This is a genomic window from Paenibacillus sp. LT-B23 (genome assembly GCF_059417685.1).
Window position 1 is genome coordinate 76,403 of record NZ_JBSQBM010000013.1, and the last position, 16,324, is coordinate 92,726.

Annotated in this window: 18 protein-coding genes, 1 tRNA gene and 1 pseudogene; 15 read left to right on the forward strand and 5 right to left on the reverse strand. The window is 45.1% G+C overall.

Features of this window, described 5'->3' with window-relative positions:
- Positions 1-123: 123 nt before the first annotated feature.
- Both ACWXW9_RS17310 and ACWXW9_RS17315 read left to right on the forward strand, forming a co-directional pair.
- A complete protein-coding gene (locus tag ACWXW9_RS17310; RefSeq protein ID WP_494930409.1) occupies positions 124-762 on the forward strand; it encodes a TetR/AcrR family transcriptional regulator in 639 nt (212 codons plus the stop codon).
- Positions 763-869: 107 nt separating this feature from the next.
- Complete coding sequence (locus ACWXW9_RS17315; protein ID WP_494930410.1) at positions 870-1,661, forward strand: SDR family NAD(P)-dependent oxidoreductase; 792 nt, start codon at positions 870-872, stop codon at positions 1,659-1,661.
- Positions 1,662-1,945: 284 nt separating this feature from the next.
- On the opposite strand, the gene ACWXW9_RS17320 is transcribed toward ACWXW9_RS17315, so the two are convergent.
- Positions 1,946-2,503: a phosphatidylglycerophosphatase A family protein gene (locus ACWXW9_RS17320; protein WP_494930411.1), complete on the reverse strand. Its 558-nt coding sequence runs from the start codon at positions 2,501-2,503 to the stop codon at positions 1,946-1,948.
- Between the two features lie 153 nt (positions 2,504-2,656).
- Here ACWXW9_RS17320 and ACWXW9_RS17325 point away from each other — a divergent pair, with 153 nt between their 5' ends.
- From ACWXW9_RS17325 to ACWXW9_RS17335, 3 genes are all read left to right on the forward strand, one after another.
- Positions 2,657-3,715 carry a GerMN domain-containing protein gene (locus ACWXW9_RS17325; RefSeq protein ID WP_149094769.1) on the forward strand — a complete coding sequence of 353 codons (1,059 nt, stop codon included), beginning with the start codon at positions 2,657-2,659 and terminating at the stop codon, positions 3,713-3,715.
- Positions 3,716-3,808: 93 nt separating this feature from the next.
- On the forward strand, positions 3,809-4,570 hold the full coding sequence (rph, locus tag ACWXW9_RS17330; protein ID WP_044648296.1) for a ribonuclease PH: 762 nt from the start codon (positions 3,809-3,811) through the stop codon (positions 4,568-4,570).
- Positions 4,570-5,202: an XTP/dITP diphosphatase gene (locus ACWXW9_RS17335; RefSeq protein WP_044648295.1), complete on the forward strand. Its 633-nt coding sequence runs from the start codon at positions 4,570-4,572 to the stop codon at positions 5,200-5,202. The genes rph and ACWXW9_RS17335 overlap by 1 nt, the downstream gene beginning before the upstream one ends.
- Before the next feature lie 170 nt (positions 5,203-5,372).
- Here the strand turns inward: ACWXW9_RS17335 and asnB are convergent, their stop codons facing one another.
- Positions 5,373-7,217, reverse strand: coding sequence for an asparagine synthase (glutamine-hydrolyzing) (asnB, locus tag ACWXW9_RS17340; RefSeq protein ID WP_494930412.1), 1,845 nt, complete (start codon positions 7,215-7,217; stop codon positions 5,373-5,375).
- 166 nt (positions 7,218-7,383) lie between these two features.
- Here asnB and ACWXW9_RS17345 point away from each other — a divergent pair, with 166 nt between their 5' ends.
- Positions 7,384-7,743 (forward strand): hypothetical protein, encoded by a 360-nt coding sequence (locus tag ACWXW9_RS17345; protein WP_404581121.1) that lies wholly within the window; start codon positions 7,384-7,386, stop codon positions 7,741-7,743.
- A 298-nt stretch (positions 7,744-8,041) separates the two neighbouring features.
- Here ACWXW9_RS17345 and ACWXW9_RS17350 read toward each other — a convergent pair whose 3' ends face one another.
- Entirely contained in the window at positions 8,042-8,335 is a 294-nt protein-coding gene (locus ACWXW9_RS17350; RefSeq protein ID WP_134912986.1) for a magnetosome magnetite crystal formation protein family, read from the reverse strand.
- Between the two features lie 176 nt (positions 8,336-8,511).
- Between ACWXW9_RS17350 and ACWXW9_RS17355 the strand changes: the two genes are divergently transcribed.
- Positions 8,512-8,585 (forward strand) — tRNA-Arg (locus ACWXW9_RS17355).
- Between the two features lie 277 nt (positions 8,586-8,862).
- On the forward strand, positions 8,863-9,621 hold the full coding sequence (locus ACWXW9_RS17360) for an SDR family oxidoreductase (protein ID WP_283653048.1): 759 nt from the start codon (positions 8,863-8,865) through the stop codon (positions 9,619-9,621).
- Between the two features lie 191 nt (positions 9,622-9,812).
- On the opposite strand, the gene ACWXW9_RS17365 is transcribed toward ACWXW9_RS17360, so the two are convergent.
- Positions 9,813-11,156 carry a 6-phospho-beta-glucosidase gene (locus tag ACWXW9_RS17365; RefSeq protein ID WP_283653047.1) on the reverse strand — a complete coding sequence of 448 codons (1,344 nt, stop codon included), beginning with the start codon at positions 11,154-11,156 and terminating at the stop codon, positions 9,813-9,815.
- A 178-nt stretch (positions 11,157-11,334) separates the two neighbouring features.
- Between ACWXW9_RS17365 and ACWXW9_RS17370 the strand changes: the two genes are divergently transcribed.
- A complete protein-coding gene (locus tag ACWXW9_RS17370) occupies positions 11,335-12,303 on the forward strand; it encodes a LacI family DNA-binding transcriptional regulator (RefSeq protein WP_494930413.1) in 969 nt (322 codons plus the stop codon).
- Positions 12,304-12,432: 129 nt separating this feature from the next.
- Positions 12,433-13,851 (forward strand): helix-turn-helix domain-containing protein, encoded by a 1,419-nt coding sequence (locus tag ACWXW9_RS17375; RefSeq protein ID WP_494930414.1) that lies wholly within the window; start codon positions 12,433-12,435, stop codon positions 13,849-13,851.
- 507 nt (positions 13,852-14,358) lie between these two features.
- On the opposite strand, the gene ACWXW9_RS17380 is transcribed toward ACWXW9_RS17375, so the two are convergent.
- Positions 14,359-14,538 carry a hypothetical protein gene (locus ACWXW9_RS17380; protein ID WP_044645611.1) on the reverse strand — a complete coding sequence of 60 codons (180 nt, stop codon included), beginning with the start codon at positions 14,536-14,538 and terminating at the stop codon, positions 14,359-14,361.
- A 22-nt stretch (positions 14,539-14,560) separates the two neighbouring features.
- Between ACWXW9_RS17380 and ACWXW9_RS17385 the strand changes: the two are divergent.
- From ACWXW9_RS17385 to ACWXW9_RS17405, 5 genes and pseudogenes are all read left to right on the forward strand, one after another.
- Positions 14,561-14,659: pseudogene (locus ACWXW9_RS17385) on the forward strand (NucA/NucB deoxyribonuclease domain-containing protein); the annotation flags it as partial.
- 129 nt (positions 14,660-14,788) lie between these two features.
- A complete protein-coding gene (locus tag ACWXW9_RS17390) occupies positions 14,789-15,439 on the forward strand; it encodes a hypothetical protein (protein ID WP_494930415.1) in 651 nt (216 codons plus the stop codon).
- The gene (locus ACWXW9_RS17395; RefSeq protein ID WP_494930416.1) at positions 15,427-15,606 is read left to right on the forward strand and encodes a hypothetical protein; all 180 of its coding nucleotides are present in this window, start codon (positions 15,427-15,429) and stop codon (positions 15,604-15,606) included. The genes ACWXW9_RS17390 and ACWXW9_RS17395 overlap by 13 nt, the downstream gene beginning before the upstream one ends.
- Before the next feature lie 264 nt (positions 15,607-15,870).
- A complete protein-coding gene (locus ACWXW9_RS17400) occupies positions 15,871-16,038 on the forward strand; it encodes an aspartyl-phosphate phosphatase Spo0E family protein (protein WP_082067123.1) in 168 nt (55 codons plus the stop codon).
- Between the two features lie 62 nt (positions 16,039-16,100).
- Entirely contained in the window at positions 16,101-16,295 is a 195-nt protein-coding gene (locus ACWXW9_RS17405) for an XRE family transcriptional regulator (protein ID WP_452485904.1), read from the forward strand.
- The last annotated feature ends 29 nt before the right edge of the window (positions 16,296-16,324 follow it).

Genomic DNA, 16,324 nt, shown 5'->3' on the forward strand with positions numbered 1-16,324 from the left:
TAGCGAGTTTAATATTTGACAAAAATTCAGAATTAGAATACTATGATTCTTGTTGGTAACGTTGTTTCCGAAAAGATCACGTTCAAACTCTATGTTAAAAATAGTAAGGAAGTGCATTAAAAAATGTCCGAGCCATCGCATCCCTATAAAACCTATTCGGAAGTGAAGCTACAGCAGCAGCAAATGCTACGTAAAAATGTCATTGATGCGGCATGTATCCTTCTTGCGGAAGAAGGGCCAGAGGCTGTGACTGTACGACGAGTTGCCCAGAAATTAAGCTGTTCCACCAAGATTATTTACAGTATTTTCGGCAGCAAGGATGGTCTCGCCAATGAGATGTACCTGGATGGATGTCGGCTATTGGCCGAAACCTTTCAACAAGTTCCAAGCACCGATAACGTACTCGCTGATCTGGAAGCTCTAAGCTGGGCGTATTGGCAATTTGCACAGCTTCATTCAGCCTATTACAAAATGATGTTTGGCGGGGCTTTATCTGATTTTAAACCGGATGAACAGAGTCTGGAGGGCACGACTACAGCCCTATCTCGAATTCTGGAAACCGTCATACACGCTATGGAGCAGGGTGAACTGGAAGAACATGATCCGCTGCTGGTTGTCCGTATGTTTTGGTCTGCTTTACATGGAGTCATACATCTTCAGTTTGCAGGTCATTTTTCAGATGTAGATATGGCTCAAGGGGTGTATGTATTTACACTGAAGAATATGCTCGCAGCATTTAAAACATCCTCATCCCAATCTTAAGATATAAGGTGTACTGAGGTCGTCATAATAGGTGACTTCGGTTCATTTTGGAACAATGGTAACAATGTTTCTTAAATAAAACAACGATACTATGGAGGTTCATAATCATGTTTATGTACGCAAACAAAACAGCTCTGATCACAGGTGCATCATCCGGTATTGGCGAAGCCTTTGCCTATTCGCTGGCAGCTCAAAAATGCAATCTCATTTTGGTTGCACGTAATGAAACGAAGTTGAAGGCGTTGGCTAAAGAGCTTTCTGCTAAATACAGTGTAAAGACAACAGTCATCGCACTTGATCTTTCTGTGATAGGAGCACCGCAAACATTACATCAGGAGGTTCAAAAACATCATCTAAAGGTGGATCTCTTGATTAACAATGCCGGTTTTGCCACCTATGGATACTTTGAGCAGGTTTCAGGAGAACGGCAGCATGAGGAAGTCATGCTCAATGTGGCTGCTTTAGTCGATATCACACATGCATTTATGCCTGATTTATTGCGTAACCGGGATGGCGGATTAATCAATGTGGCTTCCACAGCCGCATTCCAGCCCGATCCGTATATGGCGGTGTATGGAGCAACTAAAGCATTTGTGCTTTCTTTTACTGAAGCGCTATGGGCAGAAAATCGGAAACGGGGGCTTAAAGTTCTGGCCCTTTGCCCAGGCTCAACAGAAACGCCGTTTTTTGATATTGTTGGCGCAAGTGAAGCGTCAATTGGAATTAGGGAAACTCCCCAAACCGTTGTGAAGAACGCGCTGAGAGCATTTGAAAAGGGGCGTAGTCACATCATTTCCGGTCGCCAAAACTATTGGGTAGCTCAGGTGTCCCGGTTCTTCTCTCGCCAATCCACGCTGGGAATTGTAGAACGTGCACTGCGCCCACAAAATAAAATTTAGATTGTATAAATCACATTAGTTTTCCCCATGCGCCGGGTCTGATCGCTTCTCATTTGAAGATCAGACCTGGCATTTCTGCTTACATACATGTCAAGCGCACAGACGCTACTCCAGCCCTCTGGAATATAGTAAAATCCCATTCCACAGCGGAAGTGCCTGATCATAATCGTCAGCCTTCATGGTGCGGAATGTATTTCCTTCGGTCACGTTTGCCATGTCTTGTTCTCCTCTTACCCTGCATATATCTATTCTATTCTAACCGTCGTTTTCTAACGTGTCGTTAATTAACGAGTCGTATCCGGGGCGCTTTCCTCCCCAAGCTCCTGCTCGCGTTCTGCCTGCTTGCGATGCGCGATACGACTACTGGCCGAAGCAGCGATGGCCCCTACAATATCGTCCAGAAACGTATGGATCGGCCCCAGACTTTTATCGTTCAGTCGTTCCAGCACACCTGGTTTAAGCTTGTCGACATAACCGTAATTCGTAAATCCAATGCTGCCGTATACATTCACAATGGAAAAAGCCAAAATTTCATCCACTCCGTATAGCCCTTCATCATTTTCAATCATATCCTGCAATGGGGGAAGGAGAGCGCCTTGCTCGGCAAGGATATCCAGTTGGATGCCTGTGAGCACCGCATTTTGAACTTCGCGCTTCATCAGCACCTTTTCCACATTCTCCATACATTCTTCCATCGTTAAATTCGGATAATATTTATTTTGTAAAAGCATGACCAGCTCTGCGATCTCTGTAATGTTTACACCACGCTTGTGCAGCCATTCGCGGGTCGCATCGGCTACTTTTTTACTGTTCAGGCTATAAGGCACTTTTTTCTTGTCCATAAAGTTGAAGTTTCCCTCCTCGTATTCGTTCCTGATTTCTACTGCAATTATGACCAGTGTGTCCAGTCGGCTGAAAAAGTAGTTATTTTTTACGCGAGGCTCGTATACATATTAGTACAATCTGTACAAAATTGTTAGGGAGGAACTTCATTTATGAACATAAAACATCCATTGCGCGTAACGTCTGTAGTAGGGCTGCTGTCCCTGCCGTTGTTGTTGTCCGGATGCAGTCTTTTCGGCAATGAATCGGCATCTATTGATCCCCCGCCATCCACGACGGAGCAGTCCATGATTAAGGCGGTGACAGGAAAAGCTCCCGTCAGCACCGGACAGTTGAGAGCTGTATTTTTACAGGATCATAACGGTCTACTGGCTCCGGTATCCTTGCCGATTGCTACAGGTGATGTGCAGGCGGATGCCAAGTCGGCGCTGGAAACGCTGGTTGAGGGCGGACCGTATGCCGGGTTATTGCCAGAAGGCTTTAAGGGCGTGCTGCCACAAGGTACGGAAGTGAAGAGTGTGACGGTGGACAAGAATAACAAGCTGGCAGTCGTCGAATTCAACAAATCGTTCGGCAGCTACAAGCCACAGGAAGAACGCAAATTAATGGAGAGCCTGACCTGGACCCTGACTGACCGTCCCGATATTCAAAGCGTACAAATTTGGGTGGATGGCAAAAAGCTGAATGAAATGCCTGTTGGCGGCACACCGCTGGATCATCCTTTGACCCGTGCAGTAGGCATTAATCTGGAGGTAGGTCATGGCGTAACGCCTTTGGATTCCAGTCCGGTCACAGTATATTTTTCATCATCTTCTCCTGCCGGAGTTCAATACTATGTGCCTGTAACACGGTTGGTCAGCCCGGAAAAAGATCGTGTTCAGTCCGCGCTGCATCAGTTGATCCAGGGTCCGCAGACCAAGGACGGATTACAGGAAGTCATGACAGGGGAGACGGCTCTGAAATCTGTGGAACGCTCCAAAGATAACGTGATTACGGTATCGCTCTCGGATGACATGTTTGCCAAGGGAGAAGCGGTGCCTGCCGAGTTTTTGGAATCGGTCGTGCTGACGGCGGCAGATAATTCAGAGGATGCGGTTAAAACTAAAATTCGAATTGAGCTGAACGGTGAAAAAAGCGTGATTGGACAAAATAATCAGAATTATGGAGAGCCTGTAGCCAAGCCACAGCATATTAACGAAATTCCTCTTTAAGGGCGGCGAATCGTCCTTGGGGTGCTTTTGCCTGCACACTTTGGTAGAATAAATGTATAAGAACAGGTTGCATACGACGTAGGAGGAAAAAGCATGAGTAGATCTAACGGACGAAACGGTGATGAGCTGCGCCCGATGAAATTGACAGCAGGAGTAAATAAGTATGCGGAAGGCTCTGTTTTTATAGAGGTTGGCGAGACGAAAGTCATCTGTACGGCTACCGTGGAAGAACGCGTTCCACCCTTTATGAAGGGACAAGGGAAGGGCTGGGTAACGGCAGAGTATTCCATGCTTCCGAGGGCGACCCATACGCGTAATCAGCGAGAAGCTGCACGTGGGAAGCTGACAGGCCGGACGATGGAAATTCAACGTCTGATCGGAAGAGCGCTGCGTTCGGTTGTGAATTTGCAGGCGCTGGGTGAGCGGACAATTACGCTCGACTGTGACGTGATTCAGGCGGATGGCGGCACACGCACGACCTCAATTACCGGTTCTTTCGTAGCGCTGGCGATTGCTGTAAATAAAATTGCAGTCCAGCACAAGCTGCCTGTTTTTCCAATTACCGATTTTCTGGCATCCGTCAGCGTGGGGGTTGTTGGTGGCAAAGCGCTGCTGGATTTGAACTATGAAGAGGATTCCAAGGCCAAGGTAGACATGAACCTCGTGATGACGGGTGGCGGCAAGTATGTCGAGCTGCAAGGTACGGGTGAAGAAAGTCCGTTCGACCGTCAAGAGCTGGATCAACTGCTCAGTTTGGGTGAACAAGGAATTCTGCAAATGATCGAGCGTCAAAAAGAAGTGCTCGGCCCGATTGCAGACAAAATTGGAGCAGGACGTGCGGGGGCTGGGGCCTGATGCTGTTGGAGGGTCCGGTTGTTATTGTCGCTACGAAGAATAAAGGGAAAGTGCGGGAGTTCGCACATGCCTTTGCTCCGTTTGGCAAGGAAGTCAAAAGTATGTACGACTATCCTGACATCCCTGATGTCGTTGAAGATGGTAAAACCTTTGCCGAGAATGCTTTGAAAAAGGCCAAAGCGGTCGGAGATGTGCTCGGATTGCCTGTGCTGGCTGATGATTCCGGCCTGTGCGTGGATTTGCTGGACGGTGCGCCGGGCGTATACTCGGCCCGTTATGCCGGAGAAGGCGCCAGCGATCACGAAAACAATATCAAGCTGCTCGACGTTCTGGAATCGAAGCAGCTTGGTGATGATACCGGACAGCCTTTGCTAAGCCCGGCTCAATTCGTCTGCACCTTGATTCTGTATAATCCGCAGACAGGGGAGACCTTGGAATCGACTGGCTCGGTGGAGGGCTGGATTACAACGGAAACCGCAGGCAGCGGGGGATTTGGTTATGACCCGTTGTTTTATTTGCCGGAGTTTGAAAAGACGATGGCTGAGCTTACGCTGGAACAAAAGCAAGCCATTAGCCACCGTGGTGTAGCATTGCGTGACTTGGCGAAAAAGCTTGGGAATCCGCAGGCATAGTTTGATATAAGTAACAGGCCAGACACATAACGATCAAAAGGCTATCCGCCAGCCATGAGCTGCGGATAGCCTTTTTGACATTCACTATTTTCCGTCGCTATTTCCCGTATACGACGAACCAATCGCCGTTCTATGCCTCGAAGCTTGCTACTTTAGCTATTGACTAACGCTTACCGAATCGCTACCTTGTAAGTGCGCAGCCAGTTATCCACTTGAGCCAAATACGCGAACAATTGAGGCCCTGACATCAGCTGACCAAACCAGGGCAGGTTGGTGGATGCCTCCGGCGAGGCCGCGATATCCCGTACTTTTTGGGCATCAATCAGCTTGAGTAGTGGGGATGAGGAATCATCCAATAGATCCAGCGCCTGTTTTTTCACAGCAGCAAGATAGGAGGGGTTATGCGTTTTGGGATACGGGCTTTTTTTGCGATACAGTACATCATCCGGCAGTACACCCTCCAGCGCTTTGCGCAAAATACCTTTTTCACGTCCGCCCGTCATTTTAATACTCCACGGGATGTTCCATACATACTGCACCAGTCGATGGTCGCAATACGGTACCCGCACTTCCAGTCCGGCCCCCATACTCATCCGATCCTTACGGTCCAGCAGAGTAGGCATAAAGCGGGTGATGTTCAGATAGGACATGACGCGCATTTGCGCAGCTTTACCTGTTTCCCCCGGCAGCTTCGGCACTTCTCCTACCGCTTCCGAGTATCGGTCGTTCAAATACTCCAAAGGCTTGATCCAGTCCCGCACCTCGGGAGACAGCAGACTGGCTCTCATGTCGGGAGCGACTGCCCACGGGAACGTACCCGAATTGAGCATTTCTTCACGATGGAACCACGGATATCCGCCAAACACTTCATCCGCCGCCTCACCGGAAATGGCGACAGTGGCTCCTTTTTTTATCTCCCGGCAAAAGAGATACAGCGACGAATCCACATCCGCCATACCGGGCAAATCCCGCGTTAGCGTGGAGTTGTTCAGCGCTGCTACGACCTCGGGCGTATCGAATTCGATCCAGTGATGTTTCGTGCCTAACTCATCGACCATCCGCTGAATCCACGGGGCATCGGCTCCGGGCTGGAACGCATGAGCTTCGAAATGCTTGTCGTTATCCACATAATCGACCGAATACGTATGAACTTGTCCCTGCCCGGTACGCTTGTAATAATCGACAGCCAGCGCGGACAGTGCGCTTGAATCCAGACCGCCCGACAGCAAGGTGCATACCGGAACGTCTGAAATCAGTTGCCGCTCTACCGTGTCCAGCAACAGCTCGCGCACCTTGAGCGCTGTTTCTTCGGTGTTATCCTCATGCGCAAAGCTTTCCAGCTTCCAGTAGGCTTGAATGCGCACACCGTCGCGGCTGTACGTTAGCGTATGTCCGGGGCGCAGCTCCTTCATGGAAGAATATACGCCGTGTCCGGGGGTGCGTGCAGGACCGATAATAAAAATTTCGGCCAAACCCTCGGCGTCGACTGCGGCTTCTACCGCAGGATGCTGGAGCAGCGCTTTGGGCTCCGAGCCAAATACGAATACATCTCCGGTTTGGCTGTAAAATAACGGCTTCACTCCCAGCCGATCCCGTGCCAGAAATACCTGCTCTCGTTCACTGTCCCAGACCGCAAAGGCAAAAATGCCGTTCAGCCGATCCACACAATCCGGGCCCCACTCCATGTAGGCTTCGAGCAATACCTCTGTGTCGCATTGTGTCCGGAAAAAATGCCCTCGCTGTTGCAGCTCTTTTTTCAGCTCAGGCGCGTTATATATTTCCCCGTTATATACAATCGTATAAGTGATATCCTCAAGCTGCCGGATCATGGGTTGAGCACCGTTTTCCGGGTCCATGACGCTCAGTCTTCTGTGTCCGAAGGCACACGGGTTGGATATCCAGGTGCCTGCAGCATCCGGTCCGCGATCGGAGAGCGTTTGCGTCATATTGAGCAGCAGCTCCGATTGATGCATTAAGTCTCCGTTCCACTGTATGAAACCAGTAATTCCGCACATATGTCTGTTCATCCTCTCTTTGTCGTGTTCATCCAGTGTTGGGATGAAACAAAAACTAAATCCCTAGTTCATCAGTATATATGCCGAAAAGGAGCATAAAATGTCTGTCCGTTCCGAAAACTACAAATGGGGCAACCCGTGTATTCGCAAGGAAGGAGGAAGGCAAATGTACTACATCAAGGATGCTAAAATACGCCGCTTCACCGAACTTGACGGAGTGCGCTGCGCAGAGGTAGAGGTGCGGCCAGGCGCGGCAGATGACCCGGAATTGCTGGTCTACATCACCGCCACCAATCAGCAGGACGGTCAGGAAGGCTATGACGTGGTACGCATTATTCGTAATGACGCCGATCTTGCGCTGGATTGGTACGACAATAACCTGCATTCCGCGTTTGAGGAAGTGACGGACAAGGCTTTTACCGACTCCACTCACATTACGGCTGGAGAAGAACGGGAAAAGTTTAAAAGGGAGTTACTTTCCTATGGGCAGCTCAGCACGGAATTTGCCAAGGAGTTCGGCGTATGAGAATAGGATGCGCCATGCCTCGGCTTTTGTTGATTTGGGCTCCAGCGCCGCCGCGGGATCAGCGTGAAAGGAGGGGGAAATCATAGACGGCAAAGCGAAGTATAAGAAGAACAAAGGCAGCAGTTATATTCATAACAATGAATTTGCGGAAGAAGTGCTTGAGAAAAACGTAAGGCATGAAGTACCAAAAAGTCCTAGACGTTTCGGTAATAAATAAATTTGTCCATCAAAAATGGTCAAAGAAGCCTCCTTGTATCCCGCTTAACTCGCGGAATACAAGGAGGCTTCTTCTTCAGATTTAGGCGGCTTCACGGAGCGTCATGATACCTTTGTAGATGTTGTAAACAAATACCCCGAGATAGACCACAGCGAATAGCAGCACAAACCCGATTACAGAACCTGCATGATTCGCCGTTGCAATAAAATACAATAGCGGAATCGCCGCGATAATAGGGAAAATGTGCGATAAAATAGCCTTTTTCGCATGTCCCTGAACATACTCGTCCCGTACTGCAATCCACACAATGACAGGCAACAGAAAAGGGGCGAAAAAAATACTGAAATAACAAAGTGATGACAATAGACCTCTCACGGATTATATACCTCCTTCGTAGCATGGCCTTTTGTACATAATACCCCGTCAGCGTCCAAATGATTCCTTTTGTAGCCTGTTTACTTGTACGATAAAAAAATGCTTTTGACAGTTAGCAAAAATATGATATAATAATCAATGCGCTGAATACATAAGGTTCCAACGAATACCATTTTGTCCCAGTAGCTCAGCTGGATAGAGCAACGGCCTTCTAAGCCGTCGGTCGGGGGTTCGAATCCCTCCTGGGACGTATAACAGAGAAGCTTCCGTAAGGGAGCTTTTTTTGTGTTCCAGTTATGCCACAGGGTTCACGATATGATGCGATTAATCTGTAGTGACATCGTCTATAATTTCATTATGCAGAGCTTCAATAGACTGATAGTTCTTATAAAATGTCCCCCGATTTAATAGACATTAATGCATAAAAGTGTCTGCTAGTGAGCAAAATAAGCAGCGTTTGATGATTTTAGCTGATGAACAACTGCTGAACATTATACAGGATACAGATGCAGACGAGGAGGATAGAAATGAGACTTCAAGACAAAATTGCAGTAGTCACAGGTGCAGCTTCCGGTATGGGTAAAGCTATTGCCAAGCTTTATGCACAAGAAGGGGCCAAGGTAGTGGTGTCCGATATTAATGCAGATGCAGCAACTAATGTGGTAGAAGAAATCAAAGCTAATGGTGGAGATGCCATCGTTGTAGTTGCTAATGTTGCAAAAGAAGAAGATATTCAGAATCTGATTGATACGACCGTTGACACCTATGGTACAGTAGATATTCTGGTAAACAATGCCGGAATTATGGATAACATGGAACCGGCAGGCGATATTAAAGATGACCAGTGGGAAAGAATTTTTGCGATTAATACAACCAGTGTTATGCGTTCTACTCGTAAAGTTCTACCTATCTTTTTAGAAAAACAAAAGGGTGTCATTGTGAATGTAGCTTCTGCAGGTGGGTTGTTTGGTGGGCGAGCTGGTGGAGCTTATACAGCTTCTAAACATGCAGTTGTTGGTTTTACTAAAAATACAGGCTACATGTATGCTCCACAAGGAATACGTTGTAATGCAATTGCTCCAGGTGGTGTGGAAACTAACATCAATTCAACGATAACTAATCTAAATAAATTTGGTGCCTCCAGACAGCAATTGGGAATGGCTATTAATCCACGTCTTGGAAAATCGGAGGAAATAGCACAGGTGGCTTTATTCCTTGCTTCGGATGAATCAGGTTTTGTGAACGCTACAGTGATTACTGCCGATGCAGGTTGGACTGCCTATTAATAATCTGAATTAAGCCACAATACGTGGTTCTATCCCGGGAGTTGGAGCGATGGATTAGCTACGAGTTACTGCGGGAGAATAATTAAATACCAAGAGGCCGTGTCTAACACGGCCTCTTTTACTGGATTCAATAGCTTCGAACTCAGAACGTGGAACATCACTTAAGTGATAGGAAAAGCTCTGCTTTTGTTTTATACCGTTGCTTTCGCCTTATGCGCAAAAAATTGCGGCAAATGCTCTTTATGCGCTTCCAGCAATTCATCCAGCACCGTTTGGGCGATGTCACCGCTTGGTACGAGCGGATTCAGGGTGAAGGCTTGCAGAGCTGTTGCGTAGTCACCCGTTACTGCCGCTTCAATCGTCAATTCTTCCATCGCCTTCATCACTTGCAGCAAGCCGCGCTGTGCAGGCGGGAATTTGCCAAAGTTTACGGGTTCTGCACCATGTGCGCGAATCACACTGGTAATTTCAATCGCGCTGTCATAAGGAACATCATCAATTGCACCATTGTTACGTGTGCTAACCACCATCAATGTGCCTTTGTTGTTATAGATGGAATTAATAATTTCACAGGCTGCATCGCTGTAATGCGCGCCCCCGCGTTTGGATAGTTCCTCCGGCTTGTAATCCAGATTCGGATCTTTATACAGTTCAAACAGGCTTTCTTCCAGACGTTTGACGACTTGACCCCGAGTTCCTTCATTTTTGGCTTCCTCTAGTTCTTCCTTCAGCATGTTATCGGTCATGTAGTAATAACGATGGTATGGACAAGGCAGCATTTTCAAATGACGCACTTGATCATACAGGAAACGCATGTTTCTAATATTTTCAACGACCTTCTCCGGTTTTGCGCCGGGCGCGTACAGCCCTTCAATCACCTGCTCAGTTAATTCGGTCCCTGTTTTGTCATATACTTTATGCCAGTGAAGGTGGTTAATCCCTGCAAATTTAAAGAACAGTTCTTCTTCCGGTTTGTCCAGTACAGCCGATGCACTCTTGATCGCGCCGATTGGAACATTACATAATCCAATCACTTTGTCCCACTGACCATAACGAAGCACGGCTTCGGTGACCATACCCGCAGGGTTGGTGAAATTGATAAGCCACGCATTCGGGCAGAGTTCTTTCATATCTTCAACAATGCTCAGGATGACAGGAATGGTACGGAAGGCTTTGAACATTCCTCCGGCACCGTTGGTTTCCTGACCGATCATACCGTGTTTTAACGGAATACTTTCATCTTTAATCCGGGCTTCGAGCAAGCCTACCCGAAATTGAGTCGTTACAAAATCGGCATCAACCAAGGCTTCCCGGCGATCCAGCGTCAAATGCACTTCACAATCAATGCCTGCTGCTTTCACCATCCGTTTAGCCATGGCTCCCACGATCTCCAGCTTTTCGCGTCCTGCCTCAATGTCTACCAGCCACAATTCCCGAATGGGAAGCTCTGCATAACGTTTGATGAAGCCTTCCACTAATTCCGGAGTATAGCTGGAGCCGCCGCCGATAGTTGCAATCTTTAAGCCTTTTTTCATGATTGTTGCCTCCCTGAATACTTTTTTTAAAACCGCTTTCTCAAGCTTCTATTTCACTGTAATCTCTGTAATGCATTACAGGTCAAGGGCTTTAAAAAAACATATTTATAGGGGTGCAGCGAGGTCATAGAGGCTTAGCCCAAGGACATGTTAGAATAGAGAGAATGAGGTGAGGGCTATGGCGAATATTCATGAAATTGCAAAGCTTGCGGGTGTATCCTCGGCAACGGTGTCCCGTGTCATTAATAACCATCCGTATGTGAGTGAACCGACAAGACAGCGTGTGCAGGAGGTCATAGACCGACTGGATTACGTTCCTAATTTGAATGCGATTTCTTTAAAAACGGGCATGACAAAGCTTATAGGAATTATTTCAATTTCTTTTAATGATTCATTGAATTTATTTGTACGTGGTTTTACGATGTATGCTCAGGAGCATGGTTTTAATATAGCGCTTTTTATTACGAATGGAGATAAGGAAAGGGAGCTTGAAGCACTGGAAATGTTGCGGAGAAAGCAACTGGATGCCTTGGTTTGTATGATTCGCGTCAATGAGTGGAGTGTGATCGAGCATTATACCAAATATGGTCCGATTGTGACATGGCAGCGTGTGAGCATAGAGTCAATCCCGTCTGTATTTATGGATCAGTATCAGGGCTATATGCTGGCGCTGGAGCATCTATATGCCAGTGGATACCGGAAAATTGTGAATGTTTATGGCAATATGCGAGGGCTAAATACGAAGGAACGCATCCGGGCCTATCATGATTTTTGCCGAAAATATGATTTGGACGCTGAGGCATTCACGCATTTTTATAATTTGAATACCATTGAAGCCGGTGAAAATATCGCCCATTGGTGGATAGAACAAACGGACAAACCGGATGCCTTCGCTTGTTCTACCGATTATTTGGCAGCAGGACTGCTGACCGAAGCACGAAGGCTCGACGTTTCTGTGCCGGACCAATTTGCGGTGGTCGGCTTTGATAACACAGAAATTTCGCATTTGCTTGATTTAACAACGATTCATTACCCGATTGATAAACAAGCTGAGAACGCGTTCATTATGATTCGCAACACCCTTGAAGGGCTGGATGAAACGTTACATCATTTGGAGTTTAAATTAGTGGAGCGAGCGACTACCTGATTTGGGGAAAGAGCTTTGAGTTGATATGCGAATATAGAGAAAAAGTATATTGACACATGCCAATATTTGGACAATAATCTGAGATAAGATTATAAAATTTGGATTTTTTGTATGAAGGGTGGTTATGACTTGGAACATACACCTACGATTTTAGCGGAGTTGGAAGAATATCTAAAGCAAAATGACTTGACTTTAGCAGAATTTGCGGAGTGCTCAGGTGTTCATCAAAGAACGCTTAATAATTGGATTCTTAAGCATCGTCCTGTTGCTATACATCAGCTTGATCGAATCACGCTGGCTATGGGATTACCCGAAGGCTTTTTTTACGAACGATACATAGATCATTACATCATCGAACGTTCCCCGGATTGGCGGCGAATTGAGCCAGTATTGTATCGCTGTGCTGAGCTGGATAAGCTGGAAGCGATTAAGCATGTAGTTGGTCATATCATGGACAAGCTCCTATATTCCCCGAAGCTATTTGATGCAGCGGAAATATTATTCGCACAAGGTCGACACGCTGCTGCGTTGTTGCTCTATGAGGGGGTTGCGGAAGGAGAGAAGTACCAGCACTCTGAACGTCTGGCCATCTGTCAGTATCGTATGTTTACGATTCAGGTTGGAGACGATCAAAACCGAAATTTCAGGGCAGCTACGCTATTTGAGCCCTTTGTCGAACGTCTGGATGAAATAGATCAACTGGATGCGTTGAAAGATTTGGCAAACATGTATAGGTCTTTGCGTAAATGGGACAAGCTCGATACAATAGCTAGAAAAATGAGAGATAAAGCGGAAATTCAATATACTTTGAAACATCAGCAGAAGAAGCAAAAGCGCGAGGAGCTTGATAGAAGGCTGGGTCGTCCCATGTTTGCGTACATCACTTATTCCAATTTACTGTGTGCAAGTGTCTGTGAAGCCCAAGGCGATTATCAGAAAGCTTTAGATTATACATACGCCTACGCTAATTTAGATTGGGTTAAAGAGACGGAAGAGGATACCCTGCATTGGATCAAACTGTATCAACATTGGGCGCAATGTAATACTTACGTATACAAGCTTTTGTCTGGGGATACAAGTGTACTACACGATTATGTTGACTATATTATTGCATCACCAGATAAAACTGAAAAAGAAATGGTTGCGAATATGATGAACATTGTTATGGCCGCTAACCAATATCAGATAAATGTGGATGAAATACTCCTGCGGTTTGAAACGGAGATTGATTCTTTTGCTCAACAGCGACCATCTGCTGACATGTATACCCAACAAGTTGTGCCAGACCAGTATGCACGTTTTGGTTATGAGTTAGCTTATTACTATTTACACAAAGGGATTTATGCTGTTGGCTTTAAACATTTGATGAATGCATCGCTAAAAGCGAATATACTAAATAATGAGACATATTTTATAAACTGTATGGGATTGTTCGTTCGTTTCCAAGCCCATGCGGTTCCTGAAACCAAAGCGGAGTATTTCAATCTTATTGAAAAGGTGTGGGTAAAAAATGTTAAAAAAAATGGTGCTTTTGGTCAGCGTAACTAGCTTTTTGTTTATCTTAGCTATGCCTGTTCAGCCGCACAGCCATAATCAAAGAATCCAGCTTCAGGAAACGGTAGGAGGAATGTAAACGGATAGGAACAAAACAATCCCCGCCGACCAATTTTAAGGTAACGGGGATTTATTTTATTATTTACTTTTTTCTGAATATGAATATCCCAATAAGTGCAACAACTATTATAGCGAGAATTCGCCATGAATGCGGTAGAAATTTAGTTAACCATAGGGGCAGCAAATACCGTGGCTATTGCCAAATAGCCTAATCGTTCATTGGATTCAAATTTCTTCCTATTGAAGAATACATTCAAATAGCCTATCGGCGGGGTTATAATGATCATTAAAATTATGACCATTGGTCTTAAATACCACTTTCTTTTCATTCTTCCTCCGTTATTCGTCGTTGTTAATCACAGTTATTAAAGGAATTATCAAATCCATTGTCCATTGTTACAGTCAGAATAGCGCGTTCACCAGTTAGTTATGTTGGTTCGATTACATTATAAACTTTTTTTCATCAGGAAGCGTTTTGAGATCTCCATCCCCTACATTCGTTGCAAATGCACCTTCATAACCTACACCCCGATTATAAAAGCTTATTCTCATATTCTTTGAATCACTTTTAAGCTTATATGAATCAATAGTTCTATCTGTGCCTAAATCAATCATAACCATCTTATCTTAAGGAAGTAAATAGATTCGATACATAACCCCTAGTGATAACCGAGGAGTTGGTAGTTGGGTAAAGCTGGATGACTATCCAGACGGTACAAAAGTAAAATTTATTGTTAATTAAATACTTTTTTCTGGAATGAGTTTGACTTTTTTAATTGATTTATTGTTCGACAAATTCCCCCTTACTTCTCACTATACAAAGTGTAATATTTATAACTGTTTGAAATATTTGTATAGGAGGAGAATTATTATGAAAATTTTCAAGAAAGTGTTCGTCCCTTTATTGGCATCAGTATTACTCTGCGCGACTGTTTTACCTTCGGTGAGTAATGCTGAACAGGCCACTAAGCCAGAGGTAAATCTAGTTCAAACAGAAGTTATTCAGACTGATCGTGGAGAGGCGACTGTAACAACCAACTTTAATGATGACAATCATAGAATAACGACTGTTGTTGAGAATGGAAAAACAACTAAAATTGAGTATTTCCCACAAGATCAAACTTTGCTGATTGACGGCGTAAAACAGGAGAACTTTAATGTTAAAGAGAGCCGTTCTGATTTTTCGTTAAATGCTGTTCCTTCAGGTGGAACCTTTGTAGGCAAGTTTGATTACTCCTATGATTGGGTGAACGTAGGGATAGTTTTTGCAGCAGGGATAATATCAACGGTTACTAAAGCTCCTGTATCAACCATTCTTGTAATTATAGGTGCTGGAGCAAGTTTGAATACCCAAGCTTACTACACCATTTATCAATATTCATATCCTAGGAAATGCGAAGCTATCCCCTACGCTAACCATACGGTGTTCTATCAAGATGCTTCACGAAATAAAGTAATTGGTACGGCTGACTCTGCGAAGTTCTTTAGTTCACAGCCATACCCTATTGGATGCACTCCGTGAAAAAATTATTAAAACGTGATGCAAGTATTTTGCTAGGCTATGCAGTGTGTCTGGGAATATTTTATGCACTGGGGTATAAGTTGAATGCTATGATGGTTTATATTTTTTTGGCTGGACTTATAACAGGGGAAATAATTAATTTTGCATTGTCGAAACGAGAGAAATGAATCGGTCTATCCCTTGATTGCATTAAAGATCAAGGGATTTTTTTTCATTATTTATGAAAAGAGATCAAACTGCAAAAGGGTTGTTATCCAAACCAAAGGAACCTCTGTCCCCACTTTAGTAGTGGAGACAGGGGTTCCTTTGCGTAAAACTTGTGGCTTCCCAGTTTATGCGAACTTTTGGGAAAGTCCTTTTTTGGTAGGAGCATCATTAAAAAACCTAAAAAACGTCTTTTTGTTCTAAAATATTACATATAGGAGGGGATCATGCTGATGAATCAAGGTGTGACTTTACTTCGTGTCGAGAGAGCTAGGAGGAAGCTGTACCAAGTCCAGAAAAAGTACGGATTTTTAACACATCCCAAAGTGATTGAACAATCCAAGAAACTGGATGATCTGTTGAATCATTACCAAACGGGTAGATCAGATCATTAAGCTAATGTGTATTACGTGTTGCTCATATATGATTTCAAAAACCAGGCTTGGAGGTAATAAAATTGAATCGACGAAATGCTGTAACCCCCTTTGGGTGGGAGATCAAACAAAAACTGGTTGAGAAAAGAATGGATCAAAAAACGTTTTGTACTACATATCATATTCCGGCCTCCAGATTGTCCAATCTCATTCACGGGACACGTAAGGCTACGAGATATAGAAAGCAAGTATCCGAATTGCTTGGAATTGAAGAATAGCGTATCTTTATCTATTTCTGGAGAAAGTC